Annotated in this window: 14 protein-coding genes; 8 read left to right on the forward strand and 6 right to left on the reverse strand. The window is 54.2% G+C overall.

Annotated features, from left to right (window positions below; all coding sequences use genetic code 11):
- Window positions 1-23 precede the first annotated feature (23 nt).
- From recF to dnaA, 3 genes are all read right to left on the reverse strand, one after another.
- Window positions 24-1,097, reverse strand: a complete 1,074-nt coding sequence (gene recF, locus RW65_RS01490; RefSeq protein ID WP_039054877.1) for a DNA replication/repair protein RecF — start codon at window positions 1,095-1,097, stop codon at window positions 24-26.
- Between the two features lie 140 nt (window positions 1,098-1,237).
- Complete coding sequence (gene dnaN / locus RW65_RS01495; RefSeq protein ID WP_039054878.1) at window positions 1,238-2,338, reverse strand: DNA polymerase III subunit beta; 1,101 nt, start codon at window positions 2,336-2,338, stop codon at window positions 1,238-1,240.
- A gap of 4 nt (window positions 2,339-2,342) precedes the next feature.
- Window positions 2,343-3,740: a chromosomal replication initiator protein DnaA gene (dnaA, locus tag RW65_RS01500; protein ID WP_039054879.1), complete on the reverse strand. Its 1,398-nt coding sequence runs from the start codon at window positions 3,738-3,740 to the stop codon at window positions 2,343-2,345.
- Between the two features lie 606 nt (window positions 3,741-4,346).
- Between dnaA and rpmH the strand changes: the two genes are divergently transcribed.
- The 6 genes from rpmH to RW65_RS01520 all read left to right on the forward strand — a co-directional run bounded on the left by rpmH (window position 4,347) and on the right by RW65_RS01520 (window position 9,114).
- A complete protein-coding gene (gene rpmH, locus RW65_RS21500; protein ID WP_000831330.1) occupies window positions 4,347-4,487 on the forward strand; it encodes a 50S ribosomal protein L34 in 141 nt (46 codons plus the stop codon).
- 17 nt (window positions 4,488-4,504) lie between these two features.
- Window positions 4,505-4,864, forward strand: a complete 360-nt coding sequence (gene rnpA / locus RW65_RS01505) for a ribonuclease P protein component (RefSeq protein WP_017458071.1) — start codon at window positions 4,505-4,507, stop codon at window positions 4,862-4,864.
- Window positions 4,828-5,085 carry a membrane protein insertion efficiency factor YidD gene (yidD, locus tag RW65_RS21505; protein WP_017458070.1) on the forward strand — a complete coding sequence of 86 codons (258 nt, stop codon included), beginning with the start codon at window positions 4,828-4,830 and terminating at the stop codon, window positions 5,083-5,085. Before rnpA ends, yidD begins: the two co-directional genes overlap by 37 nt.
- A gap of 2 nt (window positions 5,086-5,087) precedes the next feature.
- The gene (yidC, locus tag RW65_RS01510) at window positions 5,088-6,734 is read left to right on the forward strand and encodes a membrane protein insertase YidC (protein ID WP_039054880.1); all 1,647 of its coding nucleotides are present in this window, start codon (window positions 5,088-5,090) and stop codon (window positions 6,732-6,734) included.
- 73 nt (window positions 6,735-6,807) lie between these two features.
- Window positions 6,808-8,172 (forward strand): tRNA uridine-5-carboxymethylaminomethyl(34) synthesis GTPase MnmE, encoded by a 1,365-nt coding sequence (mnmE, locus tag RW65_RS01515; protein WP_039054881.1) that lies wholly within the window; start codon window positions 6,808-6,810, stop codon window positions 8,170-8,172.
- 198 nt (window positions 8,173-8,370) lie between these two features.
- The gene (locus RW65_RS01520; protein ID WP_039054882.1) at window positions 8,371-9,114 is read left to right on the forward strand and encodes a 4'-phosphopantetheinyl transferase family protein; all 744 of its coding nucleotides are present in this window, start codon (window positions 8,371-8,373) and stop codon (window positions 9,112-9,114) included.
- 134 nt (window positions 9,115-9,248) lie between these two features.
- Here RW65_RS01520 and RW65_RS01525 read toward each other — a convergent pair whose 3' ends face one another.
- Window positions 9,249-10,586: an NCS2 family permease gene (locus RW65_RS01525; RefSeq protein ID WP_039054883.1), complete on the reverse strand. Its 1,338-nt coding sequence runs from the start codon at window positions 10,584-10,586 to the stop codon at window positions 9,249-9,251.
- Between the two features lie 171 nt (window positions 10,587-10,757).
- Here RW65_RS01525 and yieH point away from each other — a divergent pair, with 171 nt between their 5' ends.
- Both yieH and cbrC read left to right on the forward strand, forming a co-directional pair.
- Window positions 10,758-11,423 carry a 6-phosphogluconate phosphatase gene (yieH, locus tag RW65_RS01530; protein WP_039054884.1) on the forward strand — a complete coding sequence of 222 codons (666 nt, stop codon included), beginning with the start codon at window positions 10,758-10,760 and terminating at the stop codon, window positions 11,421-11,423.
- Window positions 11,424-11,449: 26 nt separating this feature from the next.
- The gene (gene cbrC / locus RW65_RS01535; protein ID WP_039054886.1) at window positions 11,450-12,037 is read left to right on the forward strand and encodes a PF03691 family colicin E2 tolerance protein CbrC; all 588 of its coding nucleotides are present in this window, start codon (window positions 11,450-11,452) and stop codon (window positions 12,035-12,037) included.
- Window positions 12,038-12,245: 208 nt separating this feature from the next.
- Here cbrC and phoU read toward each other — a convergent pair whose 3' ends face one another.
- Both phoU and pstB read right to left on the reverse strand, forming a co-directional pair.
- On the reverse strand, window positions 12,246-12,971 hold the full coding sequence (gene phoU, locus RW65_RS01540; RefSeq protein ID WP_039054887.1) for a phosphate signaling complex protein PhoU: 726 nt from the start codon (window positions 12,969-12,971) through the stop codon (window positions 12,246-12,248).
- A gap of 69 nt (window positions 12,972-13,040) precedes the next feature.
- A complete protein-coding gene (gene pstB / locus RW65_RS01545; RefSeq protein WP_039054888.1) occupies window positions 13,041-13,814 on the reverse strand; it encodes a phosphate ABC transporter ATP-binding protein PstB in 774 nt (257 codons plus the stop codon).
- Window positions 13,815-13,823: the final 9 nt, after the last annotated feature.

Below are 13,823 nucleotides of genomic sequence, written 5' to 3' on the forward strand. Positions count from 1 at the left end.
TTTCTCGCTCATTTTGTCTTGGGTTAATCCGTTATTTTACCCTTTTCCACGGTGAACATCTTCGAATTTTTGTCCGACATGTCCATCACGTGATCGGCGCTAATCGCGCTGACGAAAACCTGTGACTGCGTCGCTTTTAAGCGGCTGGCTAGCAGCCCGCGCTTCGCGTCATCAAGTTCTGAGGCAAAATCATCTATCAGGTATAAACAGCGTCGTCCGCTCTCGCGCGTTAAAAACTCCCCCTGCGCCAGACGCAGCGCGCACATCAGGAGTTTTAGCTGTCCGCGCGACAACGTATCCTCTACCGGCGCACCGTCGGCCCGAATGCGGAAATCCGCCTTGTGCGGGCCATGGGCGGTGTACGTTAACAGGCGATCGCGTTCAAAATTACGTTCCAGCACTTCGCCGTAGTCCGTCTCTTTCTCCCAGCCGCGCTGAAAAGAGAAGGTTAACGCGAACTCCGGTAAAAATTGCTGGCACGTATCCGCCATATCTTCGGCGATAGCTGCGCTGTATTCCGCTCGCCAGCGGCTGATTTGCTCCGCCAGCGGGATAAGTTCTTTATCCCACGGACGCAGCTGTGCGTGGTGGCTCACCTGGCGCAATGCGGCGTTGCGCTGTTTCAGCAGGCGTTTGAGGTTGCTCCAGGCGGTAAAAAACCCGGTTTCGTTATGAAAGCAACCCCAGTCAAGGAATGCTCTTCGGTATTTGGGGCCGCCGTTGAGTAAAGTAAACCCCTCCGGCGTAATCAGCTGCATCGGCATCAGCAGCGCAAGCTCTGCCACCTTGTGACCGTCGGTACCGTCAATACGCACCGTGCTGTCGCCAAGCTTATCTTTGGTCAGCCCGATGGCGGTTTCCCGCTCCGCGCCCTGTAAACGTCCGTGCAGGATAAACGCATCCTGCTCATGACGAATCACGCGACCGATTTGCAAACTGCGAAACGCACGACCGTGGCCGAGGGTGTAGATCGCTTCCAGCACACTGGTCTTACCGCTGCCGTTGGCACCCACCAGGAAGTTAAAACCAGGGGATAAAGCAAGATCTGCGTTTTCGATATTGCGGAAATCTTTAATCAGTAATCGGGTTAGCGACATGATTTACTCATCACCAGGGCGTTATCGTCGCCGTTAATCTGGTTACGGCCAGCGCGCCGCAAACGCAGCGTACTGCTGTACGTGAGTAGTGCGAGCGCTGCCCGAAGCCAGAATAACAAGTAAGATAGCCCGATACTTTTCTACAAGCGCATTGGCATAACAACGTAAGCCGCCGATTGCGATGCGGCATCTTCAATCTGCACACTCGATACGGAATCCGTCAGCAGAATGCGTACATTTTCGCACTTCAGCGCATTCAGTACATCCAGCACGTAGCTGACGTTAAAGCCGATTTCCATTTCGCTGCCGCCGTAGGTGACATCAAGAAACTCTTCCGCTTCTTCCTGCTCGGGGTTGTTGGCGGTGATTTTGATCTGATTGGTACTGACATACAGACGTACGCCGCGGAATTTCTCGTTCGAGAGAATTGCCGCGCGGGCAAAGGCCTGTTTTATCGCATCACAGCCCGCTTCGAGGATCTTATCGGGGTTTTTCGGTAATACGCGGCGATAATCCGGGAAACGACCGTCAACCAGCTTCGAAGTGAAGATAAAGTCGCCAACGTGGGCGCGAATATTATTGCTGCCAATTTGCACGCGCAGCGGCGTATCGCCGCCGTCGAGCATACGCATCAGCTCGATCACCCCTTTACGCGGCACGATCACTGAATGGTTCGGTAACGATTCGCCAATCGGCATAGAGCAGACCGCCAGACGGTGCCCGTCGGTGGCAACCGTGCGCAGCTCTTCGCCTTCGGTTTCAAACAGCATGCCGTTTAAGTAGTAACGCACATCCTGATGAGCCATGGAAAACTGCGTCGCTTCGATAAGCCGCTTCATGGTCGCCTGCGGAAGCGTGAACTCCACTTCGCTTTGCCAGTCGTCCAGGTTCGGGAAATCCGCAGCGGGCAGGGTAGACAGAGAGAAGCGGCTGCGCCCGGAACGGATTAGCATCCGTTCACCTTCCAGCTGCATCGCTATCTCGGCGCCTTCCGGCAGCCCACGGCAAATATCGAAGAATTTACGCGCCGGTACGGTGGTTGCACCCTGTTCATGAGGCTGAACTAAGGCTACGCGTGCCACCATTTCCATTTCAAGATCGGTGCCGGTTAACGATAATGCGCCTTCCGTTACCTGAAGCAGCAGGTTACCGAGAATAGGCAACGTCGGGCGTCCGCCCAGCGGGCCGCTCACCTGTTGCAGCGGCTTTAATAAATGTTCACGTTCAACGGTAAATTTCATAGCGTCACGACGATAGGGTTCTGATTAAATTGGAGAAATCTTCTTTGATATCGTGGCTTTCTTCACGCAGTTGCTCAATCTTACGGCAGGCGTGCAGCACGGTAGTATGGTCGCGACCGCCAAAGGCATCGCCAATCTCCGGCAAGCTGTGGTTGGTCAGCTCCTTTGCCAGCGCCATCGCCATCTGGCGCGGACGGGCAACGGAACGGGAGCGACGCTTCGACAGCAGATCCGCAACCTTAATCTTGTAGTACTCCGCCACCGTCTTTTGAATATTGTCGATGGTGACGAGTTTTTCCTGCAACGCCAGCAGATCGCGCAGCGCTTCGCGGACAAAATCGATAGTAATCGCACGGCCGGTAAAGTTGGCGTTGGCGATCACGCGGTTCAGCGCCCCTTCCAGCTCACGGACGTTGGATCGCAGGCGCTTGGCAATAAAGAAGGCCACTTCGCCCGGCAGACGAATATCGTTTTCATCGGCCTTTTTCATCAGGATCGCGACGCGTGTTTCCAGCTCCGGCGGCTCGATCGCTACCGTTAAGCCCCAGCCGAAGCGGGATTTCAGACGATCCTCAACGCCGTTGATCTCTTTTGGATAACGATCCGAGGTCAAAATGATCTGCTGATTGCCTTCCAGCAGGGCGTTAAAGGTGTGGAAAAACTCTTCCTGGGAGCGCTCTTTATTAGCAAAGAACTGGATATCATCGATAAGCAGGGCGTCAACGGAGCGGTAGTAGCGTTTAAACTCTTCGATCGCATTGTTTTGCAGGGCCTTTACCATGTCCTGGACAAAGCGCTCGGAGTGCATATACACCACTTTGGCGTTGGGCTTTCGCGCCACAATGCCGTTGCCTACCGCATGTAGCAGGTGCGTCTTACCAAGCCCGGTACCGCCGTATAAAAACAGCGGGTTATAGGCGCCGCCTGGGTTGTCGGCAACCTGACGCGCCGCCGCACGGGCCAGCTGGTTCGATTTACCTTCAACAAAGTTATCAAAGGTATGCTTCACGTTTACGTTTGAGCGGTAGGTAGGTTCGGCAGGCGCCGGGACGTTATCCCAGCCAGAACGCGCGGCAGGCGGCGTGCGTGGCACAACAACCTGAGCGGCCTGAGCGGGCGCCGCAACAACCGCGGGTTCTCTCAGGGTCTGGTTGGCCGGACGAGAGCCGACTTCAAAGCGCAGTTGCGGAACATCCGTACCGCAAAAATCGTTTAGCAGCCCGTTGATATTATTAAGGTATTTATCCCTTACCCAGTCGAGCACGAAACGATTTGGCGCATACAAAGCCAGCGTGTTATCGCTCAGTTCCGCCTGCAATGGGCGTATCCACATACTGAATTCTGTGGCTGGTAACTCATCCTGCAATCGGGCAAGACACTGCTGCCAAAGCGAAAGTGACACGGCGGACTCCACTCGAACGAAAATCGATAAATAGTAAAGACAGAGACATTAATGTTTTTAGACACACGTCGATAAGACCCAACCGGGTGACGTGCGAACCGCTATAGACGGTTTTTTGCCCGGCTCACGATCCTGGATCGCGATCGGGACCGCGGATCATAGCCTAAACCGCAGAAGAGATCTTCTGTTTCTCACAGATTCTTCATGATTTATCCACAGGGCTTAGCGGAATCGGATAAGTGTAAACGATCCGGGCAGGGGTGCGAGACGATTTACGCCGCATATTGGAAAATTTAATGATTGACGGTGAATTAGAGCGTAAACGATCTAACGAAGATCCCGACGGATCCTTGCGCTTTGCCATTGGCTCCGTATAATTCTTCCCCCGGCGCGTTATGCTGCTCTTCCGGCGTCGAATGCTGCTTATTTTTTGTGCGAACTTGTGCAAAAAAAGGGGCGCAATAAGGAAAGAGAATTGACTCCGGAGTGTACAATTATTACAATCCGGCCTCTTTAATTACCCATGGCTTGCGCGCCAGTCGTTCGATATTCGTTCAGGCATACGCAAAAGTCAGTGAATTTATTCAAGTTTAGGTAGAAACCGCCATGAAACGCACTTTTCAACCGTCTGTACTGAAGCGCAACCGTTCTCACGGCTTCCGTGCTCGTATGGCTACTAAAAATGGTCGCCAGGTTCTGGCTCGTCGTCGCGCTAAAGGCCGCGCACGTCTGACCGTTTCCAAGTAATAAAAGCTAACCCCTGAGTGGTTAAGCTCGCTTTTCCCAGGGAGTTACGTTTGTTAACTCCCACTCATTTCACTTTCGTCTTCCAGCAGCCACAACGGGCTGGCACGCCGCAAATCACCATCCTCGGCCGCCTGAATTCGCTGGGGCATCCCCGTATCGGTCTTACCGTCGCCAAGAAAAACGTCAAACGCGCCCATGAACGCAATCGGATTAAACGTCTGACGCGTGAAAGTTTCCGTTTACGCCAGCATGAACTGCCGGCAATGGATTTTGTGGTGGTGGCGAAGAAAGGGGTTGCCGACCTCGATAACCGTGCTCTCTCGGAAGCGTTGGAAAAATTATGGCGCCGCCATTGTCGCCTGGCTCAAGGGTCCTGATAGCCCTGATTCGGGTCTATCAGCGCCTGATTAGCCCGCTACTCGGGCCGCATTGCCGTTTCACCCCAACCTGCTCTCACTATGGAATTGAGGCATTGCGCAGGTTTGGAGTGATAAAAGGCAGTTGGTTGACAGTGAAACGCGTATTAAAATGCCACCCTTTACACCCGGGTGGAGACGATCCCGTCCCGCCAGGACCTTCAAAAACCAGAGAACACTAACGATGGATTCGCAACGCAATCTTTTTATCATCGCTTTGTTGTTCGTGTCTTTCATGATCTGGCAAACGTGGGAGAAGGATAAAAATCCTCCTCCGGCGCAGCAGCAGACCACGCAGACTACGACCACCGCAGCGGGTAACGCAGCCGACCAGGGCGTTCCGGCCAGTGGGCAAGGGAAACTGATTACGGTTAAAACCGACGTGCTTGAACTGACCATCAACACCCGTGGTGGTGATGTTGAGCAGGCGCTGCTTCCGACCTTCCCGAAAGAGCTGGGTTCCAGCGAACCGTTCCAACTGCTGGAAACCACCCCGCAGTTTATCTATCAGGCGCAGAGCGGCCTGACAGGGCGTGATGGCCCGGATAACCCGGCGAACGGCCCACGTCCGCTGTATAACGTGGAAAAAGATACGTTTGTGCTGGCCGAAGGTCAGAATGAACTGGCGATCCCGCTGACCTATACCGACGCGGCTGGCAACACCTTTACCAAAACGTTCACCCTGAAACGCGGTGAATATACGGTAAACGTCGGCTATAACGTGCAGAACGCCAGCGAAAAACCGCTGGAAGTGGCGACCTTCGGTCAGCTGAAGCAAACCATCAATTTGCCGACGCATCGTGATACCGGCAGCAGCAACTTTGCGCTGCATACCTTCCGCGGCGCGGCATACTCCACGCCTGACGCGAAGTATGAGAAATACAAATTCGACACCATCGCCGATAACGAAAACCTGAACGTCAGCTCTAACGGCGGCTGGGTGGCGATGCTGCAGCAGTATTTCGCGACCGCGTGGATCCCGAACAAAGACGTTTCCAGCAACTTCTACACCAGCAACCTGGGCAACGGCGTGGCCGCTATCGGCTACAAATCCCAGCCGGTCCTCGTACAGCCAGGCCAAACCACCGCGCTGAATAGCACCCTGTGGGTTGGCCCGGAGATTCAGGACAAAATGGCTGCTGCGGCACCGCATCTGGATCTGACGGTAGATTATGGTTGGTTGTGGTTTATCTCTCAGCCGCTGTTCAAACTGCTGAAATGGATCCATAGCTTCCTGGGCAACTGGGGCTTCGCCATCATCGCTATTACCTTTATCGTCCGTGGCATTATGTACCCGCTGACCAAAGCGCAGTACACCTCGATGGCGAAAATGCGTATGCTGCAGCCGAAAATTCAGGCGATGCGCGAGCGTTTGGGCGATGACAAACAGCGTATGAGTCAGGAGATGATGGCGCTGTACAAAGCGGAGAAAGTGAACCCGCTGGGCGGCTGCTTCCCGCTGCTGATTCAGATGCCTATCTTCCTGGCGCTGTATTACATGCTGATGGGTTCCGTTGAGCTGCGCCATGCGCCGTTCGCCCTGTGGATCCATGACCTGTCCGCGCAAGACCCGTACTACATTCTGCCGATCCTGATGGGCGTAACGATGTTCTTCATTCAGAAGATGTCGCCGACCACCGTGACCGACCCGATGCAGCAGAAGATCATGACCTTTATGCCGGTCATCTTCACGGTGTTCTTCCTGTGGTTCCCGTCAGGTCTGGTGCTGTACTACATCGTCAGCAACCTGGTGACCATTATCCAGCAGCAGCTAATCTACCGTGGTCTGGAGAAGCGTGGCCTTCACAGCCGCGAGAAGAAAAGCTCCTGATTGCGCTAAGCAGTCGCTAAACTAAGGGCGGTCAGATGACCGCCTTTTTTATTGGTATTAAACGAGACAAACCATGAACCATAACGACACGATTGTCGCCCAGGCAACCCCACCGGGACGCGGTGGCGTGGGCATCCTGCGTATTTCAGGCGCCAAAGCGCGCGAGGTGGCGCAGGCGGTACTGGGCAAGCTGCCGAAACCGCGTTATGCCGATTATCTGCCGTTTATGGATGGCGACGGTGCGGTGCTCGATCAAGGGATTGCGCTGTGGTTTCCTGGCCCAAATTCCTTCACCGGTGAAGACGTGCTGGAGCTACAGGGCCACGGCGGTCCGGTTATCCTCGATCTGCTGTTAAAACGCATCCTGACGCTGCCAGGGCTGCGTATCGCCAATCCTGGTGAGTTCTCGGAACGTGCCTTTCTGAATGACAAGCTCGATTTGGCGCAGGCGGAAGCGATAGCCGATCTGATTGACGCCAGTTCCGAGCAGGCGGCGCGGTCGGCAGTGAATTCATTACAGGGCGTCTTTTCCGCACGCGTCAATCATCTGGTGGAAGCACTTACTCACCTGCGCATCTACGTCGAAGCGGCGATTGATTTTCCCGATGAGGAGATCGACTTCCTCTCCGACGGCAAAATCGAAGCCCAGCTTAATGACGTTATTGCCGATCTGGACGCCGTACGCGCCGAAGCGCGCCAGGGCAGCCTGCTGCGTGAAGGGATGAAGGTAGTGATTGCCGGGCGGCCAAACGCCGGTAAATCAAGCCTGTTGAATGCGCTGGCCGGGCGCGAAGCGGCTATCGTCACGGATATTGCCGGTACCACCCGCGACGTGCTGCGCGAACATATTCATATTGACGGTATGCCGCTGCATATCATCGATACCGCCGGGCTGCGTGAAGCCAGCGATGAAGTGGAACGCATTGGTATTGAGCGCGCCTGGCAGGAGATAGAACAGGCTGACCGCGTGCTGTTTATGGTCGATAGCACCACCACCGATGCCGTTGACCCGGCAGCAATCTGGCCCGATTTTATCGCCCGTCTACCGGCAAAACTGCCCATCACCGTGGTGCGCAACAAAGCGGATGTCACCGGTGAGCAGCCAGGCCTTAGCGAAGTGAATGGTCACTCACTTGTGCGCCTCTCTGCACGCTCGGGCGAAGGCGTAGACGTGCTGCGCCAGCATCTTAAGCAGAGCATGGGCTTTGATACCAGCATGGAGGGCGGTTTCCTCGCGCGCCGTCGTCATCTGCAGGCGCTGGAAACCGCTGCCGACCATCTGCAGCAGGGCAAAGCGCAACTGTTAGGTGCCTGGGCCGGGGAGCTGCTGGCCGAAGAGTTGCGTCTGGCGCAGCAGAACTTGAGCGAAATCACCGGTGAATTTACCTCGGATGACTTACTGGGACGGATTTTTTCTAGCTTCTGTATTGGCAAATAATCGCACAGCGGCCGTTTTTACGGCCGCTTTCGTGGCAACGGTATGATTATCCGAAAGTGCGTCGAATCACTAAAGAAAGTGTAAATATCACCCGTTAGGACTTTTCAGATGCGATTTTCCGCATTAAAACCTATGCAGTATGGGCGATAATATTGATTATCGATTCGATTAATTCAGACCATTATCAAGGAGAGAAAAATGGCGACGCACTTTGCAAGGGGGGTTTTGTCAGAAGGGCATCTCGTTTCAACCCGGCTCCCCCTTTCCTGCCACGATATGGCGCGTCAGCTACCTGAACACCGCCGCTCACGCTTTCTCGCTTCCCGCGCACTGCTCGCTGAAATGTTATTTATGCTGTATGGCGCCAGCGAGTTACCGGAAATTGAAATCGAGCCGGGCGGAAGACCACGCTTTGTCGATACCAGCCTGCCACACTTTTCGCTGGCCTATGCGGGAAATATGGTAGGCGTCGCCATCACTACCGAAGGCGAATGCGGATTGGATATGGAGCTACAGCGCGCAACGCGCAGCTTCCATAGCCCGCACGGGCAGAAATATACCTTCACCAACAATGAACAGTTGTGGATCAACAATCAAAACGATGCCAACGAAGCGCAAACTCAGCTGTTGACCATTCGCCAGAGCGTGATGAAGTTGTTGCACCAGATGCATGACGATCCGGGTTTGCTACAGCTGTTGCCAGGGGCGGGACGCCTTCGCGCTGCGCATCTGACGCAGGTAGAAGTGATGTGTGACGCGGAAGACGTGTTGATTTGGTCCGTCGCCGTTAGTCCGGCGATTGAAAGCCTGAAAATCTGGGAGTTCGATAGCCAAAAAGGGTGGCGATATCTCGCGGATGTGCAAACGCGGGCTAACGATCCCGCTTCCCGCTTAATGCGTTTTACCAGCCTGCCTGCGGAAAAAGCTCTGACTTTTAACTGATCTTATCGCGATAGCGCGTCAAGGGGCCAGGAAAAGCGGTTGCTCTGACGAGGCAGCGATACCGCTATCGGCGATGACCTTCGTCGCGTCAAGCGGTAGATACTCGTCCTCTCCCGGCCGGGAGAGGAGAGCGCTTAGTGAGCGTCGATAAAGACGATTTTAAGCAGGAACAGCAGCGCAACCACGATCACGCACGGACTGAGATCACGCAGGCGACCGGTACCGATCTTCATCACGCAGTAAGAGATAAACCCGAGCGCAATCCCTTCGGTAATGGAGAAGCTAAACGGCATCATCACCGCGGTGATAAACGCCGGCACGGCTTCCGTCAGATCGTCCCACTTCACCCGCGCAAGGCTCGAGGTCATCAGCACGCCAACATAAATCAGCGCGCCAGCCGCAGCATAGCCCGGCACCATTCCCGCCAGCGGCGAGAGGAAGATAACCAGCAGGAACAACAGACCCACAACCACCGCCGTCAGGCCGGTACGACCGCCGACGGAGACGCCGGAAGAGGATTCGATATAAGCCGTAACGGAAGAGGTGCCAATAAACGAACCGGCAACCGAAGAGATACTGTCGACAAACAGCGCCTGCTTCATGCGCGGAAACTTGCCTTTCTCGTCCACCAGCCCGGCTTTATCGGTCACGCCAATCAGCGTACCGGAGGAGTCAAACAGGTTAACCAGCATAAACGAGAAGATCACACCCGCCAGACCGATATTGAACGAACCGGCCAGATCTACGTTGCCAACCACGGACGCGACGCTCGGCGGCGCGGAGATAATGCCGTGGTATTGCACATCGCCCAGCATCCAGCCCAACAGCGTCGTTACGACGATGGAGACCAGCACAGCGGCGTGAATATTGCGGGAAGCCAGAATGGCGATGATAAAGAAACCGAGAGCGCCCAGCAGAACGCTGTGGGAGGTCAGGTTGCCGATGCTCACCAGCGTCTCTTTGTTGGCGACGATAATACCGGCGTTTTTCAGCCCCATCATGCCGATAAACAGGCCGATACCGCTGGTAATACCCACGCGCAGGCTAACCGGGATATTGGCAATCATCCAGTAACGTACGCGGAAAATCGTCAGCAGCAGCAAACCTACCGCGCCCCAGAAAATCGCCCCCATGCCAATCTGCCATGAGAGGCCCATTGCACCAACAACCACAAACGCAAAGAAGGCATTCAGACCCATCGCCGGAGCCAGCGCCACCGGCAGGTTGGCGACCAGCCCCATCAGGATGCTGCCGAATGCAGCAATCAGACAGGTGGTAACAAAAACGGCGCTGGTGTCCATCCCGGCGACGCCCAGAATCTGGGGGTTAACAAAAACGATATAGACCATCGTCAAAAACGTTGTAAAACCCGCGATCACTTCCGTGCGTGCAGAAGTACCGTGCTCACGCAATTTAAACACGCGGTCAAGTAACCCCTGGCCCGCAGCCTGGGTAGTCTGTTGTTGGCTCATTATCAATTTCCGGAATAGGAAGGAAAATTCGTCGCTATCCTATACCAAAATGAGACAATATTGACGGTTATCACACAATTTTTTTCATTGAATTTACTTATACGGCAACGATTGCGTCCCGCCATCTGCGATAAGTAAACGTTAAACTTGCAATAAAAAACAGGAAACGGCATGTCCCACATTGAAGCGGTTTTTTTCGACTGTGACGGCACCCTGGTCGACAGTGAAGTAATTTGCTCGCGCGCTTATGTCCATATGTTTGCCGAATTTGGTATCACTCTCGAACTTGAAGAGGTGTTTAAACGATTTAAGGGCATGAAGCTGTACGAGATAATCGATGTTATCGGCGAAGAATCAGGTAAAACACTGGATAAAAGCGCGCTGGAGCCGGTGTACCGCGCGGAAGTGTCGCGTCTGTTTGATAGCGAGCTGGAAGTGATTGCCGGCGCGAACGCGTTACTGGAGGCGGTAGAGATTCCCATGTGCGTGGTTTCCAACGGCCCGGTCAGCAAAATGCAACACTCTTTGGGCAAACTTGGGATGCTACATCACTTTCCTGAAAAACTGTTTAGCGGCTATGACATACAACGCTGGAAGCCCGATCCGGCGTTAATGTACCATGCAGCTAAAGCGCTTGAAGTCGATCCGGTGAATTGTATTCTGGTAGATGACTCCATTGCCGGAGCGCAATCTGGTATCGCGGCAGGGATGGAAGTATTTTACTTCTGCGCCGATCCGCATAACAAACCCATCGACCACCCTAAAGTGACGACGTTCACTGAGCTGGCGCAGTTACCAGCGTTGTGGCGAGCACGAGGGTGGCATGTTACGCGTTAATTTAAACCACTAAACAGGATGTTTATATGGCCCAGAAACTTGGCCCTCTACCGGTATTTAAATATCACCCGCGCCCCCTGGAAACAGGGGTGTTCTCTGAAGACAAAACGGTCACTTGCGCCTGCTGTCAGCAGTCGACCGACTGCTACTACACGAACCCGTTCTATAGCCAGCAAGAAATCGACTATCTCTGCCCGTGGTGCATTGCCGACGGCGCAGCGGCAGCGAAATTTAACGGCAGCTTTCAGGACGAATCTTCGCTGGAGGGTATCGAAAGCGAGTTCGATGACGAAGGCGAATTTACCGGCTTCAAAAATCCCTGGCCGGAAGCTCGCGTGATTGAACTGACCGAACGAACGCCGGGGTATTGCGGCTGGCAGCAGGAGTACTGGCTGGCGCACTGTAATGATTTCTGCGCCTTCGAGGGGTATGTTGGCTGGGCCGATATTGCCGACAAACTGGAGCAATTTGCCGATCTGCATGCCGACTGCCATGCCATCGGTATCGAGTATGACAAGCTGCCTGAGACCCTACGGGACGGCGGCGATTGCCAGGGCTATCTGTTTCGCTGTCTGCACTGCGGCAAGCTGCGTCTGTGGGCGGACTTTTCCTGATACAGCCTGAGGAAAGCAGATGAGTGACGTGCTTGCATGGGCCACAGGCGAGGCTATCGGTAGCGCCAAAGAGACGTTTAGGCTAGTAAGCACAATAGAAGGTTTTCACTGACGGGCGGGCGAGACTTCTGTGGCTTCGTACCTTGCGAAGCTGGCGAGAAAGCGTCCTGAAACAACAACCCCCTCGTGCCTTGAGGGGGTTTTTACATCACTCTTTCGGATCTTTTCCGGCGAGCAGTTTATCCAGCTCATCGCCGCCGACGTGACGGAAATCCTGCCCCTTCACGAAGTAGAAGATGTATTCGCAGATATTCTGGCAACGGTCGCCGATACGCTCGATAGAACGGGCGCAGAACAGCGCAGTCAGGACGCTCGGAATGGTACGGGAATCTTCCATCATATAGGTCATTAACTGACGCACGATGCCTTCATATTCCTGGTCCACTTTTTTATCTTCGCGATAAATACGCACCGCTTCGTCCAGATCCATACGGGCGAAAGCGTCAAGCACATCGTGAAGCATCTGTACGGTATGACGGCCCAGCGACTCAAGGCTGACCAGCAGCGGCTGATGCTGGTGGGAGAACTTCTCCAGCGCCGTACGGCAGATTTTGTCCGCCACATCGCCGATGCGCTCAAGCTCAGCGATGGTTTTAATAATCGCCATCACCAGACGTAAATCGCTCGCCGTGGGTTGCCGTTTGGCGATAATACGCACGCAGGCCTCATCGATGGCGACTTCCATCATATTGACCTGTTTGTCTCCCTCAACAACGCGCTTTGCCAGCTCGCTGTCCTGGTTGTGCATGGCGGTGATCGCATCAGAAAGCTGCTGCTCCACCATCCCACCCATGGTCATTACCTGAGTGCGAATGTTTTCCAGCTCAGCGTTAAACTGAGCGGAAATATGTTTATTAAGGTTGAGATTGTCCATGGTGCACTCCAAATGCCCGACAGATTTCACGTTGTAACAGGGTGGCTGATACCTTTACGGTTCGGTAAATCAACCATAGCGCCCGGTAATATAGTCTTCCGTTTGCTTCATTTTCGGCTTCGTGAACAGATCATCTGTAATGCTGAACTCAATCAACTCACCGAGATACATAAAAGCCGTGTGATCGGAGCAGCGCGCCGCCTGCTGCATATTGTGCGTCACGATAACCACGGTGTAGTCCTGTTTAAGCTCGGTAATCAGCTCTTCGATACGACCGGTTGAAATCGGGTCAAGAGCCGAACAGGGCTCATCCAGCAGCAGCACTTCAGGACGGATCGCGATACCGCGCGCGATGCACAGACGCTGCTGCTGACCGCCGGAGAGAGAGTACCCGCTCTGATGCAGTTTATCCTTGGTTTCGTTCCATAATGCGGCTTTGGTCAACGCCCACTGCACGCGCTCGTCCATTTCCGGGCGAGAGAGCTTCTCAAACAGACGCACACCGAACGCGATATTGTCATAAATCGACATCGGAAACGGCGTTGGCTTTTGAAACACCATGCCCACTTTGGCGCGCAGCAGCGCGATGTCCTGGGTATTGGTGAGAATATTGTCGCCGTCGAGCAGGATTTCCCCTTCAGCGCGCTGATCGGGATAAAGCTCAAACATTTTGTTAAAGGTACGCAGCAGCGTCGATTTGCCGCAGCCTGACGGCCCGATAAACGCCGTCACCTGATTTTTAGCAATATCCAGGCTGATGTTTTTCAGGGCATGGAATTTGCCGTAGTAGAAGTTCAAATCGCGAACCTGAATCTTGTCCGGCGTCGTTTCAACCATACTCATTTATCTCGT

Source organism: Enterobacter sp. Bisph1 (assembly GCF_000814905.1).
In the GTDB taxonomy this organism is placed as follows: Bacteria; Pseudomonadota; Gammaproteobacteria; order Enterobacterales; family Enterobacteriaceae; genus Kosakonia.

Bases quoted from the DNA above. Each gene is read 5' to 3' on its own strand.
- recF (WP_039054877.1), bottom strand. From the start codon at position 1,097: ATGTCGCTAACCCGATTACTGATTAAAGATTTCCGCAATATCGAAAAC.
- dnaN (WP_039054878.1), bottom strand. From the start codon at position 2,338: ATGAAATTTACCGTTGAACGTGAACATTTATTAAAGCCGCTGCAACAG.
- rpmH (WP_000831330.1), top strand. From the start codon at position 4,347: ATGAAACGCACTTTTCAACCGTCTGTACTGAAGCGCAACCGTTCTCAC.
- yidD (WP_017458070.1), top strand. From the start codon at position 4,828: ATGGCGCCGCCATTGTCGCCTGGCTCAAGGGTCCTGATAGCCCTGATT.
- yidC (WP_039054880.1), top strand. From the start codon at position 5,088: ATGGATTCGCAACGCAATCTTTTTATCATCGCTTTGTTGTTCGTGTCT.
- mnmE (WP_039054881.1), top strand. From the start codon at position 6,808: ATGAACCATAACGACACGATTGTCGCCCAGGCAACCCCACCGGGACGC.
- RW65_RS01520 (WP_039054882.1), top strand. From the start codon at position 8,371: ATGGCGACGCACTTTGCAAGGGGGGTTTTGTCAGAAGGGCATCTCGTT.
- RW65_RS01525 (WP_039054883.1), bottom strand. From the start codon at position 10,586: ATGAGCCAACAACAGACTACCCAGGCTGCGGGCCAGGGGTTACTTGAC.
- yieH (WP_039054884.1), top strand. From the start codon at position 10,758: ATGTCCCACATTGAAGCGGTTTTTTTCGACTGTGACGGCACCCTGGTC.
- cbrC (WP_039054886.1), top strand. From the start codon at position 11,450: ATGGCCCAGAAACTTGGCCCTCTACCGGTATTTAAATATCACCCGCGC.
- phoU (WP_039054887.1), bottom strand. From the start codon at position 12,971: ATGGACAATCTCAACCTTAATAAACATATTTCCGCTCAGTTTAACGCT.
- pstB (WP_039054888.1), bottom strand. From the start codon at position 13,814: ATGAGTATGGTTGAAACGACGCCGGACAAGATTCAGGTTCGCGATTTG.